The organism is Streptomyces sp. NPDC056231 (assembly GCF_048270745.1).
In the GTDB taxonomy this organism is placed as follows: domain Bacteria; phylum Actinomycetota; class Actinomycetes; order Streptomycetales; family Streptomycetaceae; genus Streptomyces.
Genome location: NZ_JBLVKW010000083.1, coordinates 1 through 21632 on the forward strand (window position 1 = coordinate 1; position 21632 = coordinate 21632).

Here is a 21632-nt window from a genome sequence, read left to right on the forward strand (position 1 = left end):
GGCTTGTTCACCCAGCCGCGACCATAGCCACCCAGCGAGCCGCGACCAGTCCGCCTGAAACACCGAAACGGACATCAGCTCACGTACCGCCCTCTCAGTGAATCAGAGGGGACTCATAAATTCTCCCCCGGCCGTAATCCGCGTCACGCGCCGACCGGAACTGCCGTCCGCTCACACCAGCGGACGGCAGCCCCTTCATCGATCCGCGCTCCGACCTGGCCGCGCACATCGCGGCGGTCGGGTACGACGCCGACACCGGCGAGCTGAAGCTGTGCCCGGAGTCGACAGCCTGGGGGGACCAAGGCTCGTATGGAGACGGTCTGGATTGGTCCGGGAGGCGACCTCCGGCTCCGCGCGACCCGGCGCAGCGTTCAGTACTGTTCGGTCTCGACGAAGCTCGCGTCCGTGTCGCCGAAGGCGGCGGCGATCGGGTCAAATCCGGGCGGGCTGTCCTTGAGGCTCATGCCCATGCCGGCCAGCTTCGCCTTGACCTCGTCGATCGACTTCGCACCGAAGTTGCGGATGTCGAGGAGGTCGGCCTCGGAGCGGGCCACGAGCTCGCCCACCGTGTGGACGCCCTCGCGCTTGAGGCAGTTGTACGACCGGACGGTGAGCTCAAGCTCCTCGATCGGCAGCGCCAGATCGGCGGCGAGCGCGGTGTCCGTCGGCGACGGGCCCATGTCGATGCCCTCGGCGTCGATGTTGAGCTCGCGGGCCAGACCGAACAGCTCGACCAGGGTCTTGCCGGCCGACGCCATGGCGTCACGCGGACGCATGGCCTGCTTGGTCTCGACGTCGACGATCAGCTTGTCGAAGTCGGTGCGCTGCTCGACACGGGTCGCCTCGACCTTGTACGTGACCTTGAGCACCGGCGAGTAGATGGAGTCGACCGGGATACGGCCGATCTCCTGGCCCGCCTGCTTGTTCTGGACGGCGGAGACGTAGCCGCGACCGCGCTCGACGGTCAGCTCCATCTCCAGCTTGCCCTTGCCGTTCAGAGTGGCGAGGACCAGGTCCGGGTTGTGGACCTCGACACCGGCCGGCGGGGCGATGTCAGCAGCGGTGACCAGGCCGGGACCCTGCTTGCGCAGGTACATCACGACCGGCTCGTCGTGCTCCGAGGAGACGACCAGCTGCTTGATGTTGAGGATGAGGTCGGTGACGTCCTCCTTGACACCCGGCACGGTGGTGAACTCGTGCAGGACACCGTCGATCCGGATGCTGGTGACAGCAGCGCCGGGGATCGAGGAGAGGAGCGTACGGCGGAGAGAGTTGCCGAGGGTGTAGCCGAAGCCCGGCTCCAGCGGCTCGATCACGAACCGGGAGCGGAACTCGTCGACGACCTCTTCGGTCAGCGACGGACGCTGAGCGATAAGCATGCTGTGGTGCCTCCAGATTTCGGCGCCCGCTATTTGACGCCATAGACACCACACAGTATCGGTAATACGACGTCACAAGAGGCCGCACCGCCCGACGCCGTCAGGTGCCGGCTCAGCCGACGAGACAGGAAAGTTGCCCGAAGCGCGCGGCGCCTTTGCCGTCAGGCCGCAGACGGGCGCGGTGGTGAGACGAAGAGGCCGAGTGCCTGCTGCCACGGGCCGGAGCACATCCGTGCCGCCAGCGCCTCAGCCGCCTTGCGGGCCGAGCCTGCGTCCGCGTGTTCTACGGCGTGCGGAAGGACTGTGAACCGGGCGCCGTCGCCGGCTGGCGCGAACTACGCGAGATAGGGGCGCCATCCGGGCAGGGGCGCCATGCGATGGGCGATCAAGAGCAGCCCGCGCCCGCAGAACAGGGTGCGGGAGTACGACTCGTCTACCAGGCTCTGCTCGAAGAACGGGCTGCCCGCCTGCCACGCGGCAAGGCGTACGTGCTTGAGGTCGTCCATCGAAAACGGCTGCTGCACGGGGACCACCTCAGCGACGGGGGCGGCGGTGCCGCCGTGGTCACTGCGCGACGTCGTCGCCACCCGCGAGCTTCACCTATTCTCCGACATCCCCCAAAACGGCATACGTCTTATGGGAACTGAATCCTTCCCTCATCCGACTACTGGCGGGGGTCGGGAGGTTGACTAGCCGCCCGACCCGCGCGGCAGTGGCTGACGATCGAAGGGCATGCGATGGGTGGGCTCGATGTGCGTATGCGGGAGGTCGGCTGCAGGCATGGCCGGCTGGAGGCCGTCGCCGACGTGGATCTGGAGATCGCCGCCGGGGAACGGGTGGCGTTGACCGGAACCAATGGCTCGGGGAAGACGACGCTGCTGCGCGCGGTGCTCGGTCTGCACCGTCAGGTGACGGGTTCGATCCTGGTCGGCGGGCGAGGCACCCCGTCCTCCGCGGACTGGGCTTGGCGACGCCGTGCCTGCGCCTGGATTCCGCAGAAGCCGGCGGCAGGCCGCTTTCCACTCCTTGGCACCGAGCTGTTGGACAGCAGCACCGCTCTCGCAGAGGCAGCTTCGGCAGCAGCGCGCCTCGGCGTACAAGCGCTGGCCGAGCGTCCTCTGCACACCCTCTCCGGCGGGCAGTTGCAGCGGATGTATCTCGCCCGGGCCATCGGCTGTGTCGCGGCCGGGGCCGAGGTTCTCCTGGCCGACGAGCCCACCGCTGCCCTCGACTTCGGCGGTCAGGAGCAAGCGGCCGATGTCCTCACGTCACTGCCGGTGACGCTCGTCGTGGTGACGCACGACCGGGCGCTAGCGCAGCGCTGCGACCGTGTTCTGGAGATGGCCGCGGGCCGTCTGCGGGAGGTCCGGTGACTCTGGCAACCGCCGATCTCGGCGAACTTCTGCAATTGCTCTCCGTGCAGCGGGCGGGATTGGCGCTCTTGCTGGCCGCGATCGGACTGCCGGTGGTCGGTGTGGCCATCGTGGGTCTGAACATCATGCCGGTGCGCTTCGCGATGATGCATGTCGCGCTGCTCGGCATCGCAATCGGCATCGTTACCGGGCTGGACCCCATGTGGTGCGCGCTCGTGGCGTGTGCTCTGTCCGGGGCCGCGGTCGCTCCCCTCGCCCGAACACCTGACGGGTTGTCCGGAGCGATGGGGCTGCTTATGAGCATTGCGATCGCGGCAGCGTTGTTGGTGCTCGCGGTGTCTGGGATCAATGCCTCTGGTGCGTTCGCCCTGCTCTGGGGGTCGATTCTGTCCGTAAGGACCGCCGACCTGGTCGTGCTCGGCGTGCTCGCCGTCGTCGTCATCGGCCTGTTCCTGTGGCGGCGCCGCGACATCGCGCTGCTGCTATACGACCGGGAGCTCGCCCAGTGCTCAGGCGTTGCCGTGCGCGCGCTGACCCTCATACTGTTGGTGCTGGTCGCGATCGCCGTCGCCGGAGCAATCAAACTCACAGGCGCCCTGCTGGTCGACGCCCTCACCTTGCTGCCGGCTCTCGCCGCGCGCCGCCTTGGCACGTCGCTGAAGTCAATCACTCTCTGGGCCGTAGCGATCGGCATCGCCGTGAACCTGACCGGGTTCCTCTTCGCACTGTGGCTGGACTGGCCCCCCGGGCCGGTTCTCGTGCTCACTGCGGGGGCCGCCGTCCTCGCCGTCCATCTCATACCCGAACGGAGAATCAGCTCATGGCGTGCAGCCGCGGCCGTATCACTTCCCTCCTCGCACTGAGTGCAGCACTGGCCCTGGTGGCCGGCTGCGGAAAGAACGCGTCGTCTTCAGGGGACGGGGGCGACAAACGCGAGCATGACGGGAAGCCAGTGGTGGTCGTAACCACGACCTGGGAAGGTGCCTTCGCAAAAGCCGCGGGCGCCGAGGACGTGAAGGTCATCGTTCCCCAGTCCGTGCAGCACGCACCGGACTACGACCCGAAGCCCTCCGACCTCGCGGCCGTCGCCGGCGCCGACTTCGTGCTGTACGCGCCCTTCGAGCCGTACGCCGGGAAGATCAAGGAGGCCGCCGGCTCGGAGGCCGAGCTGGTCGAGGTGAACCTCGACAACGACTCGGACAAGGTCGACGCCGAGGTGGCCCGGCTGGGCAAGCTGTTCGGCACCGAGGACGCCGCAGCACAGTGGAAGACGACCTTCGACAGCGAGTACGCCAAGCTGTCCAAGGATCTCAAGGCGGAGTGGCCGGGTGGGAAGAGCCCGGTGGTCGTCAGCCAGGTCTTCACCACCTGGGCCGCGAAACTGGCGGGCATGAATTTGGTCGGCACCTACGGGCCTGAAGCCGTCACCCCTGCCCAGCTGGCGAAGCTGAGTAAGGAGAAGCCCGCCCTCATCCTGGACAATGCCCACATGTCGACCGGCACGGTTCTGCCCGACTCCGGCGCCAAGCAGGTCGAGATCGTCAACTACCCGGGAGAGGGCCTTGACCTGTTGCCCGTCTACCGCAACGCAGCAACAGTGTTGAAGGAGGCCATGCGCAAATCTTGAAGCAGAACCGCGTGGGGGGCAGTCCGGAATGCCGGGCTGCCCCCCACATTCGCTGGTTCATGTAATGAGGAGGAGTCGCCGGGCGGCTGGACGTCTCAGTCGCCTCGGCTGTGGCACCGTTCAGCTCGCCTCCGCGACGGGGATCTCTTTCGTCGCGCGGGGGCGGCTGATCTCGGCCATACGGTCCCGCAGTACTGCCCGGTCGGCCTTGCCCGCAGGGGTCAAGGGCAGTTCGTCCACGACCAGGAGGCGCTCGGGGTGCTTGCGTTGTTCCAGTCCCCGCTCGGTCAGGTATTCGCACAGCACTTCCAGCGTCAGGGTCTCCGTGGCACGGGACACGACGCACGCCGCCAGCCGCTCCCCCAGCAACGCGTCCGGGATCCCGACGCACACGACGTCCCGTACGAAGGGGTGGGTGGCAAGTTCCCTTTCGACCTCGGCGGGGCTGATGTTGGCGCCGCCACGGATGACGACGTCCTTGAGGCGTCCGACGATGTGCAGGATGCCGTCGCCGTCGAGGAAACCGAGGTCCCCGGTGCGCACCCACCCGTCGGGGGTGCGGTAGCGGGCGTCCAACTCCGGGGAGGCGACATAGCACATGGGGGTCATGGGGCCTCGCGCCACGATCTCCCCGATCCTGCCGTCCCGCAGCTGTGCGTGGGTCTCGGTGTCGGTGATCCTTATATCCGCAACCCGTGGGTCGGGGCGTCCGGCCACGACCCCCTGGCTGTCCGCATCTGGAGTGGCACTGCCCAGTCCCGTGTGGCAGTTGACACCGTCGGCCGATCCATAGAGGTTGACGACAGGACAGCCGAAAACCTTCGCGGCGTGCTTCGCCGTGGCCTCGTCCAGCGCGGAGCCTCCCAGGATCAGCGCCGTCGGGGCGGGCAACTTCTCGCCCGTGCTGTCGAGGCGGTCCAGAATCATGCGCACCATGGTGGGCACGCCCAGGATGTGTGTGGGCTGGTGTTCGCGTACCGCGTCGAGCGCAGCCTCGGGGGTGAAATGGTCCAGGAGGACGAGCGTTCCGCCATGCCGGGCGAGGGTGACGGCCGTTCCGTTGGACCCGAAGGCTGAGGCGAGTGGCACGAGGAACAGGCAGCGGGGCGGTGTCCGGTCAGGGATGAGCGAGGCGAGGAAGTTACCGCGTCCGCCGGCGAGTGCGTTGTGGGAGTAGGCAACCATCTTCGGCTCGGCCTCGGAGCCGGAGGAGACAAGGATGCGGGCGGCGCTGTCGGGGTCCGGCCGTGCGGGAACGAATCCACTGGGGTCGGAGCGCAGCAGCTTTGACAGCGGAATCGTTCCTTCAGGGGTGCTGTCGGGTCCAGCGGCGATGACGTGACGCAGGGAGGGAAGCGCCGGGGCCAACGCATGGAGGTCGGCGGCGTGGTGGTTACCCCGGTGCTCGATGGCGGCGATGACGGCGACGGCCTCCGCGCGGCGGAGCAGGCATTCGGCCTCCAGGCTGCCGCGGCCGACCGGGAAGGGCAGCGCCACCGCGCCGAGCGCGGCCAGGGCAAGATCGGCGATGACGGCGTTGCGGCCGTTGGGCAGCTGAACACCGACCACGTCGCCCGGGCATATGCCGAGGTCTCTTAGGCCGGTGGCCAGACATCGGACCTTGCGGTCGAGGGCGGTGTAACAGAGCTTGCCCTTGGCGTCGAGGATCGCGGTGCGGTGGAGGTCCGCGATCTGCCGGGCGCGGAAGAGGCTGTAGAGGTCGAGGTCGGGGCAGGTCCCGTCGATGACCCAGGAGCGGCGGAGGTGGGCGGGCAGCAGGTCGTGGAGTGCGACGGTCACGTGAAGCTCCAGGGGTCGGGAACAGTGGGGGCGCCATGCGCGTCGCGGCTGATCGAGCCGGCGAAGCGCGGATCGTGATGCAGGGCGGCCAGGTCGGTGGTGACGGCGGTGGCGGGCAGTCCGTGCGTGTGCAGCAGTGCCAGGGCGTTGTGGGTGGACAGTCCGCTCAGGTCGTAAGCACGAGCTGCTTCTGCGGAGGCATCGGTGGGCGCGACCCAGCCGTCCGCGGTCCGCAGCGGGTGACGGAACCCGGCCGGCTTTCTCGCGGACCCTCCCGTTGCGGCCCGGCGCAGGGCGGGGGCGGTGAGGACATCGGCGGCCCCCAGCAGCGAGGAGTCGACCCGGACGCCTTGTCTGTTGCGTTCACGCAGCAGCAGGCCCGCGAGGACGGCTTCCGTTCCCAGGAGCCCGCCCAGGACGTCGAGGAGGGTCATCAGGGACGGCGCGGGCGCTTCGCCTGCCGGGTGTACCGCTTCTCCGACTCCGGTGCGTGCTTGGACCATGAAGTCGGTCCCCATCGGGGCGCCGGGGATCCGGTCGGCCCAGCCGCTGGTGTACGCGTAGACCAGTGCGGGGTTCACCGCGGCCAGTTGGTCGGCGTCGAGGCCGAGCTGGGCGGCTTTGCCGGGGGCCCAGTTGTGGAGGAAGACATCGGCCTCTGCCGCCATCTCTCGCAGCCGGCGCCGGTCGGGCTCGGCTTTGATGTCGACCTCCACGGCCTGCTTGCCGCGGTTGAGCGCGAGCCAGCGGGCGGAGGTGCCGGAGCAGGCCGGCGGCATGCCGCGCAACGGGTCCCCTCCCGGCGGCTCGATCCGGATCACGTCGGCGCCGAGCAGTCCCAGAAGGTGAGCGGTAAGTGGTGCCTGGATTCGGCGGCCGGCCTCCAGCACGGTCAGCCCTGCCAGTGGCCGTTCGACCGTGGGGAGAACTGTGGGGGCGCGGTGGCCGGGCCCGTGGGAGGTGAATGACCAGGGTGGTGCACCGTCGTGTTCTCTTGCCCGCCCGGCCAGGGATGCCAGCGGGCAGACCTCTGCGCCGGAGGCTGCTGCCGCCTGGAGGATGCGCTGCCAGGGGTGGGCGCGTGTCGTCGTATGCAGGGCTTGCGGGAAGGGGGCGCAGGCTGTGGCGTACCGGAATTGGAAGGGCCGCCAGCCGGCCCGTATCGCCTCGGGGGGTGCTTCCAGGGACCGCCAGAACGAAGCCCAGGCCCCCGGGTCCAGGGTCTCCAGCTCAAAGAGTGTGCCGTCCGTATCGGTGAAGGGCGGTCCCCCAGGCGCGAGTTCGGCGGCTTCACCCTCGTCGGCTCCGGCGGCGGCGAGGTACTGGGAGACGGTCAGCAGTCCGGCTCGGTCGACGCTCGTGCTGACGCGTGCGGTTGTTCCCCCGCGGGCTTGTCCCAAGAGCGCTGCCAGGATTCCCTGGACCGTGAGAACGGAGGCAGCGGTGGTGGCGTAGTCGACGGCCAGGCCGCGTGGCCCGCCGTCACGTCGCCCGTGCACCGCCATGATCCCGGTGGCGGCCTGGACGGTGGCCTCGTCGGTGATCCCGCTCTCCGGATCCGCCCAGTTCACCTCGGCTTCGGTGGGCAGAAATCCGTCGCCGCTCATCGCCATGTGCGCAGTTGTCGCGGGTTGCGGCGCGGCGGGTTCCGGGCGGGTGCGGGCACCCAGAAGCCGAAGGTGCTGCGTGGCAAGGCAGGTCAGCTCGGGCGGCCCCGAGGTGTTCAGGTCGAGCCCGTCCAGTGGGCGGACCGTCTGTGTGGTGGCTGGTGACGCCATGCCTCTCCTCTCCTGGCCCGGCGGTGCCCTGCGCCGGGAATGTCCTCAACGCGGGAACCGGAGCGTCTTTGCGCCCGACCAGTTCCGTGGAGAGGCAGTCGGGCTGTCGCTCCCACGGGTTCCCAGCAGGCTGGAGGAAAGTGGTGGAGGACCGAGACCAAGTCTCTGAAGGTGCGGGCGGAGCAGCTGAGTTGAGGGAGCAGGTAGCCCGCTTCGTACGCGAGCGGGTCATGCCGTACGAAAGAGTCCTGGACGCCGGCGGACCGGCTTCCGCCGACACCATGCGTGACCTGCACTACCAGGCCCAGAAGGATGGCCTATGGGGTCTGCCGTTGCCCGCCGAGCTGGGAGGTCAGGGACTCTCTCTGACCGAGTACGCCCAGGTGGCCGAGGTCGAAGGAGCAAGCGATCACGGGCCTGCCGCCCTGGGGTCGGCACCGCTGCTGGACGTGCTGATGCTGCATCGCCACGGCAGCACGCGCGTACGCCAGGAGTATCCGAAGCAACTCACGGCCGGGGAGCTCCGTGCCTGTTACGCCATGACCGAGCCGGACGTCCCGGGTACCGACCCCTCCCTGACCCGTACCCGCGCGGTGCAGGAGTCGGACGGGAGCTGGAGGGTCAGTGGCCGTAAGTGGTTCACGTCCGGAGCCGCCGGCGCCGACCTGGTGACCGTCCTGGCCCGCACCGACGGGGCCCCCTCGGACCGCGGAGGGCTCTCCCTGTTCCTGGTACCGGCCGACGCGCCCGGTTTCCACGTTGTACGCGAGCTTCCGGTCCTGGGCGGGGGTGGTCAGTGGGAGATCGAACTGAACGGCGTCCGCGTACCCGACGGCCATCTCATCGGCGAGCGGGGCAATGCTCTGGCCATTGCCGGAGAACGGCTCCAGCTCGGCCGCACTCTGCGGTGCCTGCGCTGGATCGGTCAGGCGCAGCGGGCCTTCGACTTGATGTGTGAGCGCGTCAACGCCCGTACCGGATCCCGAGGCCCGCTCGGCGGTCATCAGCTCGTGCAGCAGCATGTCTTCGAGTCGCTGCTTGCTCTGCGTACGACCCGTCCTCTGGTCCACGAGGCAGTGACCCGGATCGATGCCGGACTGGACGCGCACGTGGAGGTGGGCCTGGCCAAGGTCGCTGCCGCCCGCATGTTGCAGCAGGTGACGGACGCGGCCATCCAGGTGCACGGCGCGGCAGGCTTGGGACCCGACACTCCTCTGCCGTCGCTCTTCCGTACGGGGCGCGCCGCGCGGATCCTGGACGGTCCGGACGAGTTGCACATCACGTCCGTCGCACGCCGTGTGCTGCGCGGCTACGACACCTGAGCGGCCGTGTCTACACCGTGCGGATGTCGATCAGTCCGGTGAGGGCTGCCAGTCCGAGGGCCAGGAAGAAGTCGCCCCAGATCAGTTCGTGGCGCACGGCGACCGACCGTCCGGCGTCGTAGCAGCCGTTCAGCAGCATCCCGGCGGGCCGGGCGCCGGTCGGCCCGGTGAGGTGCGCGGTCACGAGGTGGTCCAGAATCGCGAGAGCGCGGGAGGCGTACTCATCTGCCCGGGGTCCCGGGACTCGTGCGAGCTTCAGCAGCGCTACCGCTGTGATCGCGGCAGCCGAGGTGTCCTTCGGTCCGTCCGGTTGTCCCTCGTCAGCCGGCGGAACGCCCCACCGTGGCAACCCAGTCGGCGGGGTGCCCAGCTCTGCACCCGTCGCTGCCAGCCGCTGATGGTTCCACTGCATGGTCGTGGGCTGGTGCAGGGCGTCGGCCACGGCCAGCAAGAGCCACGGCCGCCCCCGGCTCCAGCCGGGTGGTGGGTCGTCGCACGGCTGCCAGCCCGTGGCCGGATCAAATCGCAGGGTGGGTACGACGGACCCGTCGACGTGGCAGAGATCGATATGCCGGTGGAGATGGGACGTGGCTGCCGTGGCGCCCTCGACGCCCGCCGAGGCCAGCAGTGGCACCGTTCCAGGTAGTCCGTCGACGCGGGCGAGCAGTCTGGGGCCGCCGAACACAGATCCCCAGGGGATCAGGCCCAGTTCGGGGTCCAGCGCGGCCAGACAGGCGTGGGCGGCTCGGTTCCGCAGCTCGTCCGCCGACGGGTCGCTGACGGCCAGGGCGGTTCCGTACCAGAGGATCAGACCGCGGGTGGCAGTATCAGCCTCCACCCAGTCGGCCAGTCTCGCCGTGCAGGCCGAGGCCACGGCCCTGTCGGCCTCGTCACCGGTGTGCCTGGCCCGCAACCACTGCAGACCAGCCCAGAACCCGCCGGTCCACGAGCCGCGACCGGTCGTCTCCCAGAGGCCCGTATCCGGGTCGGCGAAGAGCGGAAACCTTGCGCCGACTTCGGCTCGGGTGACGGCGACACGGTGCAGGACGTCCGCGAGCGCGCGTTCGGCCCAGTCCACCGACGTCACGCCGGAACCACCGTGGGCTGGCTGCGCTCCCGCACTGCCCATGCGAGAGCGACAGCACCGGCTGCCGCGAACTCCGCGGCCACCAGCAGCCACCCGGGGCCGTAGTGACCGGCCTGCGCAAGTGCGCCGAAGACCGGTGGGCCTAGGGCGAAGCCGCCGAAAAACCCGGCGGAGACGAGTGCCGAGTCCTGCCCTGCCCGACCGGGGGCAGCACGCTGCATCACCAGCACCATGGAAACCGCATTGCCCGACACGGCGAACACACCGACGGCTACCGCCGCCACCCATACCAACGGGTGCACGACCAGCGCGCCGGCCAGCAGCAGGGCCGCTCCGACCGCACCGGCCGCCAGCCATCCCGGCAACCATTCGGCGCGTCCCGGCCGGGCGGCCTTCGACCAGCCCACCCGGCCGGCGATCCCCGCCACCCCCAGAACCGCCACCAGGGCACCGGCCGCCGAGGGGCTCATTCCGAGCTCCTGCGCGCCGAAGAGCGCCAGATAGGTGTTGACCGAAGCAATGCCGCAGCCCAGTAGCAAGGAGAAGCCCGCCAGCCAGGCTATGGCACCCCGCGGCACCAACGAGGACCGAGGAGGCACCCCTCTTGCCGGGGGATCGGCAGGCAGCGCTCGCATGGCCCACCAAGCCACGCCCAAAGCGGTGCCGGACGCCGTCCACACCGCGCCGCGCCAGCCCACTCCCGAGGCCAGCACGGCCAGCGGCAGCCCAGCAGCGAACGCCCCGAGCTGCACTCCCGACTGCTTCATCCCGGTCACCGAACCCCGCCGGGCCGACGGAACGATGGCCAGGATCGCCTTGTTGGTGGCCGGGTTCGCCAACGCCTGCGGCAGGCCCCCCAGGGCAACAGCCCCGAGCAGAAATCCCGCACCGGGCGCCGCACCGATCAGGGCGAGCGCAGCCGCGGACACGAGCAGGAGGGCAACGAGTGATCGCCTGGGGCCGAACCGGTCCACGATCCGCCCGCCCACAGGGGAAAGAACCGCTGCAGTCCCGAATCCGATCGTCGTTGTCAGACCGAGCACCGTGGGCGAAATCCCCAATTCGTCCACGAGGCGCGGACCGAGGGCTCCGAGCAGGAAGAGTTGCAGCATCGAGAACCCCATGGCGCAGGTGAGCAGCACCGTCAGCAGCCTGTCGGCTCCTGTCGCTGACACCTCTGGTGATCCCCGCTCCGCCTGCACCGGTGTCTCCGTTCCACGCCACTGGTCGTTCCTCGGCCACGTCAGGAGTCGGCCTGCACGGCACCGCAGTTCCCCATGAATTCTGTGACGTGCGCCACACGCGCCGCGTTGAGGCCGTGCACCGAAACTTTTCGTACCCACTCGTGGCGACCGGAAAAGGAATGCAAAGATGGGCCCGCCATGACTCCAGGCCGATGTTGTCGCGCGGTACGCGCTGCAGTGTTCGCAGCGACCTGTGTGCTGCTCGCTGCCCTCGGCCACGTCCTCATGTCGGGATCTGCCGTCCCCTGGTGGGCCATGGCAGCCGCATTCGCGACAACTGCCGCTACGGCCTGGTTCCTCGGTGGCCGTGAACGCGGCGTTCTCGCGGTCACCTCGATGGTGGTCACCGCACAAGCGGCACTGCACACCGGGTTCTCTTTGGCTCAGACAGTGGTTCACCCCGTGGTGGCCGACAGCCCGTCCTTCGCCCGGCAATGGGCCCAGTCGTTGCTGTGCGGGCCGACAGGCTCAACCAAGATCACCTACTCGGAAGCCGTACGCATCGTCACCGACGCCGGGCTCGGCAACCGCCTGCATCAACCACCTCCCGGCACAGCGGACATGACCATGCCGGGTGGGATGCAGCACGCCCAAGACGGAGTGCAGGCGATGACGGACCACTCGGCGGTCCTGCTCACCTGGCACGGCATGGGCGGCATGTCTTCGGCCGGAATGCTGGCCGCCCACCTTCTGGCAGCGCTGCTCTGCGGCCTCTGGCTCGCCTACGGAGAACAAGCCGCCTTCCGCCTGCTGCGTACCTTCGCCGGGTGGATCATCGGCCCACTGCGCCTGTTCTTCCGCCTCCCCACACCCCTTCACCGGCCACGCATCCGCCGTCGCCGTGACCACCGAGCCCGCGTACCGCGGCAGCTCTTCCTCATTCACGCCCTCACCTCGCGGGGTCCACCGTCCGGGATCGCTGTCATCTGACAGCTGGTCTCCCGACGCGCCGGTGTCCTTCACCGCACGCCTCGGGCATCGGCATCGCCCACGAGCGATGCCGTACCTATCACCGGCCCGCGCACGCGCGGAACCGGATCCCGGATTCCGGAAGGACATCAGGCGATGCCCCCTGCCCTGCCGCCACACAAAGCCGCAGCCAACGACGGCACATCACGTCATACCCATAGCGCCGACGAACCGGTGACACGACTGGCACTGGCCGCACGCGACGGCTCCCCCGAGGCCGTCGACCAGTTCGTACGCGCCTTGCACCGCGACGTCTGGCGCTACGTGGCCTACCTCAGCGCCGATCCCCAAGCGGCCGATGACCTCACTCAGGACACGTTCTTGCGCGCACTCGGCAGCCTTCACCGGTTCGAGGGACGCTCCTCCGCTCGTACCTGGCTGCTCTCGATCGCCCGCCGCACTGTCGTGGACAGCCTTCGTCGTGCCGCCGCTCGACCCAAGATCTCGGACCGGGACGACTGGCAGTCCGCCGCCGAGAGGACACAACCACGCGACCTACCCGGCTTCGAGGACGAAATCGCACTCGTCGGCCTCCTGGCTAACCTCCCGGCAGAACGCCGTGAATCGTTCGTACTCACCCAACTCCTGGGACTTCCCTACGCGGAGGCCGCGGCAGCGATCGGTTGCCCCATCGGCACCGTCCGCTCACGTGTGGCCCGAGCCCGCGGCGCCCTGCTCGAACTGCTGAAGGACGCAGAGAATCCCGCCACGCACAGGAGGCCGGCACGGCCGATCTCTCGTGGCCCAGTGCCGGCGCGCCTCGCCGCAGCTGTCTAAGAAGTCAAAGGCCACAGGCTCCACGGGGCGCTGGCGCAGAGATGAACCGCGCCAGCGCCCGGACCTGGATCACACAACGCCTGGACGACCTGGGCCCGCGTAGCGCGTCGCCTGCCTGTGCCTCAGGTCCAGGCGCTGCCGGAGAGCGGGCCGTCGGTCGGCGGGGAGGAACCAAGCTGCTGATCGGTCCGGGCCGTCAGTCCTCGCCGAAGACGATCTCCTTGACCTCACGCAGCGCGTAGTAGACCAGCACGTACCCGGCTGCCGGGTCGGCCCACCACAGGCCGGCCAGAGAATTCAGCAGCAGGCCGAGCAGCACGGCGACGGCCAGCCTGGCGGGAGTTCCTCACGAGCCAGGCCCAGGGCATCATCGCCGTCGACTTCTTGCATATCGACACTGTCCTCGGCAGACGCCTGTACGCGCTGGCGTTCCTCGAACACGGCACCCGGCGCCTGCACATCGCCGGCATCACCGCCCACCGCACCCGCGAGTGGGCAGGGCAACAGGCGCGGAACCTGACCGCCGACCTCTGCACGCGAATGGAACCCCCTGCGTTTCCTCCTGCGTGACCGCGACGGCAAGTACGGCCAGTCCTTCGACGCCGTCTTCGAGGCCGAGGAGATGGAGATCCTCAAGAGTGCACCGCGAGCTCCTCGGATGAACGCCCACTGTGAGCGGGTGATCGGCAGCATCCGGCGTGAGGCCCTCGACCATGTCCTCATCATGAACGAGGCCCACGCCCGGCACGTCCTGGCCGCTTACGAGCGGCACTACAACGAGCACCGCCCCCACCGAGCACGCAACCAACTACCTCCGGACGCCGACCAGCAGCCCATCACCGTGCACGACTTCGAAGTCCGCAGACTCCTGCGCACCTGCATCCTCGGCGGCGCCATTAACGAGTACCGCTATGCCGCTTGACCTGCACCGACGACTTTCCGAGCCCCACAGGCTGACCCGACGACAGCGGGGCCGGACAGGATCACCCTGCCCGGCCCCGCAGCTCGTCCGTACGCGGCTCCGCCCACCGCATCCCGATCGCGGACAACTGCTCCACCCGTTCCGGGAGAGTGTGGCGGCCCGACCGGCAGCCCATCACCGTGCACGACCTCGAAGTCCGCAGACTCCTGCGCACCCGCATCTTCGGCGGCGCCATTAACGAGTACCGCTATGCCGCTTGACCTGCACCGACGACTTTCCGAGCCCCACAGGTTGCTAGGAGAGGGCCTTGTACCCGCCCCAGCCGGTGGCGATCTGGGTACGGGACCCGAACGACCCCTTCCCGTCACCGTAGTTGCGGTACAGCTTGCCCGCGCTGTCCCGGACGACGATGTCCGCCTTGCCGTCACGGTTGAGGTCGCCGACACCGACGACGGCGTTGTACGTGCCGCCCCAGTTGCCGAACACCTTGGCGCGGGCGCCGAACGTGCCCTTGCCGGTGCCGTTGTAGCGGTACAGGGTGTTCGAGGTGTCCTGGACGACCAGGTCGCCGATGCCGTCACCGTTGAGGTCACCGGTGCCGACGATCTTCTTGTAACCCTTCCAGCTGTCGTACAGCTTCACGCGCGCGGACAGCTTGCCCGTGCTGGTGCCCTTGTACAGGTACACCGCGCCGGTCGAGGCGTTGCGCGCGATCAGGTCGGGCCGGCCGTCACCGCTGATGTCACCCGGAGAGGTCAGCACGTCGTACTGGGTCCAGCCGCTGGTCGCCAGCGTGGTGTACGACGTCGTCGGCTTGAGCGCCGCGCCGCAGCCCGGCTTGTACAGGCGCAGGGCCCCGCTGCTGTAGCGCACCAGGACGTCGTTGCACCGGTCCCCGCTCAGGTCGCCGAACGGGACCGCCTTGACGCTGGTCGCCCAGCCGCTGCCGCTGACCTTGCTCGAGAACGTCCCCGTGCCCGTGCCCCTGTGGAAGGTCAGGGCGCCCGAGGAGTTGAGGGTCAGCAGGTCGCCAGTGCCGTCCGGGCCGTCGGGGCTGCCGAAGTCGTGCCGTACCGGTGCCCCGTTGTTGAGGAAGCCGCTGCCGGTTGCCACGGTGGTGGCGGTGGACGTGTTCAGGCCCGTCGCCTTCAGGGTCCAGGTGAACCGGCCGTTGGGGAAGCGGGCCCCGCTCGCGGTCTTGCCGTTCCAGCCCGCCGAGACCCGGGCGGCGCTCGCACCGCCGGTGACCGAGCGGCTCGCCTTTCCGGTCTCGCCGCTCTCCACCGAGGTGAAGGTGAGCGACCAGGAGCCGACAGGGCGGGACAGCAGCCACGAACCCGTCCAGGAGTTGGCGGTGGAAGGCGCGGCGTAGCTGTCGGCGCTCGAGTCGAACGCGGTCAGGGCGGACGGGGTCACGCCGGTGGTGGCGACGTGCGTCTGCTCGAACGCGTCGAACCAGGCGACCAGGCCCGTGTACTCGTCGACCGTCCAGCGGTAGCGGCGGTCGGCGGCCAGGCCGGTGTCCGGGACCTTCGCGGCGACCACGCGGGTGGCGCCGGTGGCCGCGTCGGTGAGGACCAGCTCGTCGGCGGCGTGGTCGTGGCGGACGGTGAAGCCGTCGCCGAGCAGCACGTCACCGGGGGCCACGGCGGCGGACGTGCCGGCCTTGGTGTCGTACACGCCCGCTGAAGCCGTGCCGCAGGCCCAGTACAGCCAGCGGCCCGCCGCCTGCAGCTCGGTCGGCACACAGCCGGCGCCGGGGACCGTGACCGTGGTGAGGGTCTTGTCCGTGGTGAGGCTGTAGGAGGTGACCTGGCCGGCGGTGGCGGTGGCGCTCCACAGGACGGGCCCGTTCAGGGCCGCGGCGCGGACCGAGCGCTTCAGCTTCTGGCCGTTGCCGAAGTGGCCCACGTACTGCGTCGGGGCGGAGCCGCCCGAGTTGTAGACCGCGTAGTCGTCGGACACGTCGACGATCGCGCCCTTCTCGGTGCCGAACTCAAGGTCGGGAACGCCCGAGCCGTCGCCGACGCGGGCCACCCGGTCCGCGTCTGACAGACCCGATCCGCCCTCGTCGGCGTCGTAGAACGTCTCGAGGTAGGCGTCCCGGGGGGCGGTGACCTTGTTGCCCCACATCGCCGAGCAGGAGGTGCCCGGGTACGGGCACACGGCCGAGACCTTGTCGCCGGCCGTGGCGTCGGACGCGGTGAGCGTGGTGCTGCCGTTCGTCGTCAGCGTGCGCACAGACGTGGCGTCCATAGTGCTGCTGACGGCGGGGTCGCGCTCCGCCACGCGCAGGCTGCCCCGGCTGAGCGCGAGGCCCGTCTTGGGGTTCTCGTACGGCGGCACCTTGGCCACCTTCTCCAGCCGCGGGGTGCCGTCGGCGCCCTGGACGACGCGCTGCACCCACCAGTCGGTGGTGCTCGTGCCGCCGGTGACGAGGGCGGAGCCGTCGGGGGCGGCGACGGGGTCGCCGTACGAGCGGGTCAGCAGGGTCTTCGTGGTGCCGTCGGTCAGCGAGACGGCCGTGACGGGGCCCCGGACCGCCACCAGGACGAGCCAGTTCCCGACGAGCACAGGGGAGCCGGCCGTGCCGTTGCCCGCCACCGGGACCGTCTCCTCGGCGGCGTGGTCCGCGCGGGACCGGAGGTGCAGGCCCGCGGCCGGGGTGTACCAGCCGATCCGGTCACCGGAGAGGGAGAGTGACAGCCCGCTCCCGGCGCCGGAGAAGACCTGGGTGAGCTCCGCGGTGGCGAAGTCGAGGTAGTGGATGTCGAAGGTCGAGTCGGCGGCGCCCGGGTACGCGAGCAGCGCGCCCTTGGCGTCTCCGGTGCGCACGGAGGTGACGCCCGTCTTCCAGACCTTGTCGGCCGGGCCTCCGGTCACCACGCGGGTGCGCTGCTTGCCGTCGACGTAGTCCAGCAGTTCCAGCCCGGTGCCGGGCCGGGGCGAGCCGTCGACGCTGGTGTTCTGTTCGGCCGCCACGACAGTCCCGCCGTACGTGCCGACGTAGTCCAGCCGCGGCATGTCCAGCGTGCGCAGCGTGCCGCCGTCCGCTCCGCCGGGCGTCCACAGTGAGACGGGTTCGGTGTACGACCGGTGCGGGAGCGCGACGGTGTCGGCGCCCTGTCCGAACGTGCCCGAGGGGCAGGTGGCGCTGATGTCGTAGCAGCTGGTGGTGGTCGGCTGGTACGGCTGGCCCGCACCGGCGTTGCCGGGCGGGGTGGTGACGGTGGTGGTGCCGCCGTCCTCGTAGTTCGTCCAGAGCAGCCCGGCCCCACCGGCCTGCCGGTGCAGGAAGCCGGTCTCGCCGGCCGCGAGCACGCGGTCCGAACGCGTCGTTTCCGTGCGCGGGTCCTGAAGGAGAATCTCCGTCGTTCCCGCTGTCTGTGCAATGGCCGCGCGGGCCGGCTCGCCGCCCCCCGAGACCACGGTGACGGCCGCGACGGCGACCGAGAGTGCGGAGACGGCGACGGTCAGACCGCCCCGTCCCAGGGCATGTCTGCCCACGTGAGAGTCCCTCCCGGCGAGGGCCCCCTGCCCCCGCCCAAGTGAGCGGACTTTACCAGCCTCTTGCCATTCCCTTACCAGGAGCCTGGGTGTTCACGTCGTCGGCCCCATGCCCCCGGCGGCTGCCGGGCGGCCGTCACTCAGGAGACTCTTCGTCGGGCGACTCGCCCTCCCCCATCAGCCGCTCGGCGATGTCGTCCGACCAGTGCTGAGCCCAGGCACGCAGGGCGGTGACCGCCGCGTCGTCCAGGCCGTACCGGGTGAAGTCCGCGTCGGAGTAGAAGTCCGTGCGCCGGTGAGACGGGACTGGAGCGTGGGCAGGTCGAAGGGGTCGTGGGCGTGGCGACGGCCCAGCTCCTCCAGGTCCGGCAGGGAGAACGGGGCCGCTGCGGCCCGCGCGTCGATCCCGGCCGCCGCTGTGAAGCCCCTGTCGCAGCCCCCTTCCGGGAGCCGAATACCGTCGGATGACAGCCACCGCACCCGATTCCATCCAAAACCGCTGCCCCGCCTGCCACAGTCTGCGGTGGCTGCGAGCCGAGACCGGCCGCTGCGCCTGGTGCTCGCGTGTCTGCGCCACCTGCAGTGCATCCCGAGACGTTGTCAACTTGACCAGCTGAAGCGGACGGTCATCTCGGCGCGGTACTCAGCTGCGGTCATGAGGTGGCGTCGGGGCAGGAAAAACGCTGCTCCGCGCAGCTCCGGCACGTTCCTGGAACAGCTCAGATGCTGAGGCGAACGCAGCCACGCCGGAGAGTGCGACCATGCCGATGTTCAGGACTACGTCGGGCCCGAAACTCTGGGTGGACATGTTCAGCAGAGCTCCAACAATGACTGAACATTCGATGAGGGCGACAGTTCCTAGAAGCGAGAATTTGCCCCATCGAGGGGCTCGCTCCCATTTCCTTGGAAGCGCGAGCAGCAGTGCGCCTGCAAGAAGCATGATCAGGACTGCCCACGCCACCAGTCGTAGAACCGGCGAGACACGGCCGCGGCCAGGCGCTTCTTCCGTAGGCTGATGACGACGACGGGCGGGGTGCCGCGGGTGGTCGTCACCGACAAGCTCCGCTCCTACCGCGCTGCCCACCGCGAGGCGATGCCGTCGGTCGAGCACCGTTCGCACAAGGGTCTGAACAACCGGGCCGAGAACAGCCACCAGCCCACCAGGCAACGCGAACGGGCGATGAAAGGCTTTCGTTCGGTCGGTGGAGCGCAGCGGTTTCTGTCCGCGTTCAGTGGCATATCACCCCACTTCCGGCCCCGCCGCCACCTGATGACCGCCCCCGACCACCGCCTCGAGATGACCGTCCGCTTCGCAATCTGGGATCAGATCACCGGCGCCACTGGCCTGCCCACCGCGGTCTGAACCCAGGCCGGCACCCGGCACCACCACGCCCCGACACACCGTCAGACACCCACGCACCCAACAATGTGACAACGCCTTGCTCCCGTATGGCGAAGAAAGAGCCAAGCACGAGCTCGCATCAGCCACTACAAACGCAGAGGACATCACGAAGTGTCGTTGCAGTACTAAGCCCATTCCCTCGGCCAGGCGTATCGGGGCCGCAGAGCATAAACATCCAATGCGCCGGCGACCTCGACGAACTGCTGAACCTTGCAAGGGACGGCACACGACGCAAGTGCTGCGCCCAGGGTAAGGTCCCTGGATAGGCGAAACCGTGGGGGGATGGTTCCGTGCCCAGCTGGAAGGCGTCGACAAGACGCTCGTGTATCACTTGGGCGCTGAGCGGCGCGGTAGTGCTGGCCCTGTCCGGCTGCTCGCCGGAAGAGCGTTTGCTTGTAGCGGTCTATGTGGACGAGCACGGCACCGCGCAGGCGCTCTTACGGTCGTGCGACGACGACGGCCAGGTACGCGGCCCCTGGCTCCGTGGCACCTTCACCACCAAGTCCGAAGAACCGACGGCTGGCGCGGTGGAAGGCTTCGGGGCAGCCGCACCCGAGACGGAAGAACCCTGGATCGGCTGGCGTGCCCGCGGGATCAACACGGCTGCGGACTTTCCGCTCTTCGCCCCTCCCGCGCAATGGCGAGCCGATACCCGCGGCCAGCAGAACCTGCAACCGGGCTACACGTATGAGCTGACGTTCGGCGACCCCGACGACGCCTACGTGTACAACGGAGCAATGACGTTCGACGCCACTCAACTCGCACGCGTGAAGTCGGGCGAGGTTCTGACCCGTCGCGGCATCATGAGCATGGACGCGTTCGAGGAAGGTGCCCGGAAGGCGTGCTAGCCCTGTGGGGCTCGTAAAATCATCGCTGCTGGTCAGCACCCGCCTCCAGGGTCGTCGGTGGGGATTTGTAATGCTGCCCTGATCATCGTGTCCCTGCTCTACGGCACCGCCCGCGCACTGTTGTCCGTCCCCGCGGTCCTACTGCGTCGAGACACCGCCAAGGATGCCGAACTGCTGGTGCTGCGGCACGAGAATGCCATCCTGCGCAGGCATGTGAAGGGCAGGGTGCGCTATGAGCCGGCCGACCGATTCTGGCTCGCCGTCCTCAGCTCGCTGATACCGCGTGGCCGCTGGGCCGCCGTCTTCCCCGTCACCCCCGGCACTTTGCTGGCCTGGCACCGCAAACTGATCGCCAGGAAGTGGGACTACTTCGCCCGCAGCTCCCGCACCGGACGGCCGCCGACGGCGGCCGCACTCAAGATGGCGCGTCAGCTCGGCCGCCAGGTTGCGGGTGGACTTCACCGTCCAGAGCAGCGGGGACTCCGGATCACCCCGCTGGTCCGGCTCGACCAGCGCCAACAACGCCGGCACCAGCTCGGGATCGGTCTCCCGCAAGGACTTCCGGCCCGCGCCCACCGACCGGACCCGGCCCGCGGGCTCATCCCCGCGCTCCAGCTCCCGCAACCCACGCGACACCGTGGACTCCGCGCCCCCGGCCGCACCGGCCACCGACCGGATCCCGCCATGGCCCAAAACACGGGCCGCGGCCCCCAGAACCAGACGCCGCTGACGCTCGTCCAGATGCGGCAACAACAACCCGAGCACGTCCGTCAACCCCGCCTCAATCCCCTCCGACACACCCGCATCCTACGGGCCAACAGCCGCCGGAAACCGCGGAGTTATTGATCGGCAGCTCCCTGCCTCCAAGGCGCCCACGACTACGGCGACTCCGGCACCTGCCGCAGGACCGTCTTCGCCTGGCTGACCCGCTACAACACCCGCCGCCGGCACTCCGCCAACGGCCACCTCAGCCCCAACGAATACGAACACCGACACCACACCGCTAAACTCACGCTCGCCGCGTGATCAATAGCCGCGTGCCCACCTTCACGGGGGAGGGCCCCAAGGCCGTGATGACTTCGCCCTGCTCACGATCACACAGGGAGCCAGTCCGGCCACCATGGGGGCGCATTGTCCGGAGCGCAGGCACTCACGCTGACCGGGTAATCGGCTGGAGCGTTCAAGCTCGCCATGAGGACCCAGTAGGCGCACAGCGTAGCGAGTACAGCCACCGCGGAGGCGAGCAGCAGGCCCCTTCCGGCGAGCACCCCGAACGCGATGGCCCAGATCAGTGCGACTACGACCCAGACGGCGAAAAATATGGGAATTAAGGACCAAAAGTTCGCTGACGCGTTGATTCCTATTTCGCAATCGTTCCAGGCTCTCGCAAGCATCGTGGTTCCACCGTAGGCGGCGATAACCCCCATAACGGGACCAAGCAAGCAACCGACAAGGCGGCGGGCGGCCTGCGAATCTCCGGACAATTTCTGATTCTCCATCCCGAACGGGTTGTCGGGGGGGGCCCCGGGGGGGGGGCCCCCCCCAAAAAAAAAGATTATGGGGGGGGGGGGGCGCCCCCCCCGGGGCGCGCGAGGGT

Annotated in this window: 15 protein-coding genes and 3 pseudogenes; 9 read left to right on the forward strand and 9 right to left on the reverse strand. The window is 69.1% G+C overall.

The features are described from left to right. Window positions 1–371 precede the first annotated feature (371 nt). Complete coding sequence (locus tag ACNPQM_RS36830; protein ID WP_418087366.1) at window positions 372–1379, reverse strand: DNA-directed RNA polymerase subunit alpha; 1008 nt, start codon at window positions 1377–1379, stop codon at window positions 372–374. Window positions 1380–1714: 335 nt separating this feature from the next. Then, the gene (locus ACNPQM_RS36835; protein ID WP_418087367.1) at window positions 1715–1966 is read right to left on the reverse strand and encodes a hypothetical protein; all 252 of its coding nucleotides are present in this window, start codon (window positions 1964–1966) and stop codon (window positions 1715–1717) included. Window positions 1967–2116: 150 nt separating this feature from the next. Between ACNPQM_RS36835 and ACNPQM_RS36840 the strand changes: the two genes are divergently transcribed. The 3 genes from ACNPQM_RS36840 to ACNPQM_RS36850 are packed head-to-tail and all read left to right on the forward strand — an operon-like array spanning window position 2117 to window position 4379. Next, complete coding sequence (locus tag ACNPQM_RS36840; RefSeq protein ID WP_418087368.1) at window positions 2117–2752, forward strand: ATP-binding cassette domain-containing protein; 636 nt, start codon at window positions 2117–2119, stop codon at window positions 2750–2752. Further along, the gene (locus ACNPQM_RS36845; RefSeq protein ID WP_418087369.1) at window positions 2749–3615 is read left to right on the forward strand and encodes a metal ABC transporter permease; all 867 of its coding nucleotides are present in this window, start codon (window positions 2749–2751) and stop codon (window positions 3613–3615) included. The genes ACNPQM_RS36840 and ACNPQM_RS36845 overlap by 4 nt, the downstream gene beginning before the upstream one ends. Continuing rightward, window positions 3573–4379 carry an ABC transporter substrate-binding protein gene (locus ACNPQM_RS36850; RefSeq protein ID WP_418087370.1) on the forward strand — a complete coding sequence of 269 codons (807 nt, stop codon included), beginning with the start codon at window positions 3573–3575 and terminating at the stop codon, window positions 4377–4379. Before ACNPQM_RS36845 ends, ACNPQM_RS36850 begins: the two co-directional genes overlap by 43 nt. Before the next feature lie 120 nt (window positions 4380–4499). On the opposite strand, the gene ACNPQM_RS36855 is transcribed toward ACNPQM_RS36850, so the two are convergent. Together ACNPQM_RS36855 and ACNPQM_RS36860 are read right to left on the reverse strand one after the other, a co-directional pair. Continuing rightward, complete coding sequence (locus ACNPQM_RS36855; protein ID WP_418087371.1) at window positions 4500–6179, reverse strand: class I adenylate-forming enzyme family protein; 1680 nt, start codon at window positions 6177–6179, stop codon at window positions 4500–4502. Further along, complete coding sequence (locus tag ACNPQM_RS36860; RefSeq protein WP_418087372.1) at window positions 6176–7957, reverse strand: CoA transferase; 1782 nt, start codon at window positions 7955–7957, stop codon at window positions 6176–6178. The genes ACNPQM_RS36855 and ACNPQM_RS36860 overlap by 4 nt, the downstream gene beginning before the upstream one ends. A gap of 191 nt (window positions 7958–8148) precedes the next feature. On the opposite strand from ACNPQM_RS36860, the gene ACNPQM_RS36865 reads away from it, so the two are divergent. Continuing rightward, window positions 8149–9279 carry an acyl-CoA dehydrogenase family protein gene (locus ACNPQM_RS36865; RefSeq protein ID WP_418087373.1) on the forward strand — a complete coding sequence of 377 codons (1131 nt, stop codon included), beginning with the start codon at window positions 8149–8151 and terminating at the stop codon, window positions 9277–9279. A 10-nt stretch (window positions 9280–9289) separates the two neighbouring features. Here the strand turns inward: ACNPQM_RS36865 and ACNPQM_RS36870 are convergent, their stop codons facing one another. Then, window positions 9290–10366, reverse strand: a complete 1077-nt coding sequence (locus ACNPQM_RS36870) for a sugar ABC transporter permease (protein WP_418087374.1) — start codon at window positions 10364–10366, stop codon at window positions 9290–9292. Next, window positions 10363–11490 (reverse strand): MFS transporter, encoded by a 1128-nt coding sequence (locus ACNPQM_RS36875; RefSeq protein WP_358862652.1) that lies wholly within the window; start codon window positions 11488–11490, stop codon window positions 10363–10365. Before ACNPQM_RS36875 ends, ACNPQM_RS36870 begins: the two co-directional genes overlap by 4 nt. Before the next feature lie 375 nt (window positions 11491–11865). On the opposite strand from ACNPQM_RS36875, the gene ACNPQM_RS36880 reads away from it, so the two are divergent. Continuing rightward, entirely contained in the window at window positions 11866–12540 is a 675-nt protein-coding gene (locus ACNPQM_RS36880) for a hypothetical protein (protein WP_418087375.1), read from the forward strand. A 135-nt stretch (window positions 12541–12675) separates the two neighbouring features. After that, window positions 12676–13356 (forward strand): sigma-70 family RNA polymerase sigma factor, encoded by a 681-nt coding sequence (locus ACNPQM_RS36885; RefSeq protein ID WP_418087376.1) that lies wholly within the window; start codon window positions 12676–12678, stop codon window positions 13354–13356. A 196-nt stretch (window positions 13357–13552) separates the two neighbouring features. Here the strand turns inward: ACNPQM_RS36885 and ACNPQM_RS36890 are convergent, their stop codons facing one another. Beyond that, on the reverse strand, window positions 13553–13675 hold the full coding sequence (locus tag ACNPQM_RS36890; protein WP_418087377.1) for a hypothetical protein: 123 nt from the start codon (window positions 13673–13675) through the stop codon (window positions 13553–13555). On the opposite strand from ACNPQM_RS36890, the pseudogene ACNPQM_RS36895 reads away from it, so the two are divergent. After that, a pseudogene (locus ACNPQM_RS36895) lies at window positions 13675–14278 on the forward strand (integrase core domain-containing protein); the annotation flags it as partial. The gene ACNPQM_RS36890 and the pseudogene ACNPQM_RS36895 overlap by 1 nt on opposite strands. A 294-nt stretch (window positions 14279–14572) precedes the next feature. Here ACNPQM_RS36895 and ACNPQM_RS36900 read toward each other — a convergent pair. Next, entirely contained in the window at window positions 14573–17785 is a 3213-nt protein-coding gene (locus tag ACNPQM_RS36900) for an FG-GAP repeat domain-containing protein (RefSeq protein WP_418087378.1), read from the reverse strand. 970 nt (window positions 17786–18755) lie between these two features. On the opposite strand from ACNPQM_RS36900, the pseudogene ACNPQM_RS36905 reads away from it, so the two are divergent. Together ACNPQM_RS36905 and ACNPQM_RS36910 are read left to right on the forward strand one after the other, a co-directional pair. After that, a pseudogene (locus tag ACNPQM_RS36905) lies at window positions 18756–19148 on the forward strand (IS6 family transposase); the annotation flags it as partial. A 329-nt stretch (window positions 19149–19477) separates the two neighbouring features. After that, window positions 19478–20035: a hypothetical protein gene (locus ACNPQM_RS36910; protein WP_418087379.1), complete on the forward strand. Its 558-nt coding sequence runs from the start codon at window positions 19478–19480 to the stop codon at window positions 20033–20035. A gap of 423 nt (window positions 20036–20458) precedes the next feature. Here ACNPQM_RS36910 and ACNPQM_RS36915 read toward each other — a convergent pair. After that, window positions 20459–20821 (reverse strand): annotated as a pseudogene (locus tag ACNPQM_RS36915) (ISAzo13-like element transposase-related protein); the annotation flags it as partial. Between the last annotated feature and the right edge of the window lie 811 nt (window positions 20822–21632).

Coding starts and splice junctions, on each gene's coding strand:
- ACNPQM_RS36885 (WP_418087376.1), top strand. CDS start 12,676: ATGCCCCCTGCCCTGCCGCCACACAAAGCCGCAGCCAACGACGGCACA.
- ACNPQM_RS36840 (WP_418087368.1), top strand. CDS start 2,117: ATGGGTGGGCTCGATGTGCGTATGCGGGAGGTCGGCTGCAGGCATGGC.
- ACNPQM_RS36850 (WP_418087370.1), top strand. CDS start 3,573: ATGGCGTGCAGCCGCGGCCGTATCACTTCCCTCCTCGCACTGAGTGCA.
- ACNPQM_RS36830 (WP_418087366.1), bottom strand. CDS start 1,379: ATGCTTATCGCTCAGCGTCCGTCGCTGACCGAAGAGGTCGTCGACGAG.
- ACNPQM_RS36860 (WP_418087372.1), bottom strand. CDS start 7,957: ATGGCGTCACCAGCCACCACACAGACGGTCCGCCCACTGGACGGGCTC.
- ACNPQM_RS36875 (WP_358862652.1), bottom strand. CDS start 11,490: ATGGGGTTCTCGATGCTGCAACTCTTCCTGCTCGGAGCCCTCGGTCCG.
- ACNPQM_RS36880 (WP_418087375.1), top strand. CDS start 11,866: ATGGCAGCCGCATTCGCGACAACTGCCGCTACGGCCTGGTTCCTCGGT.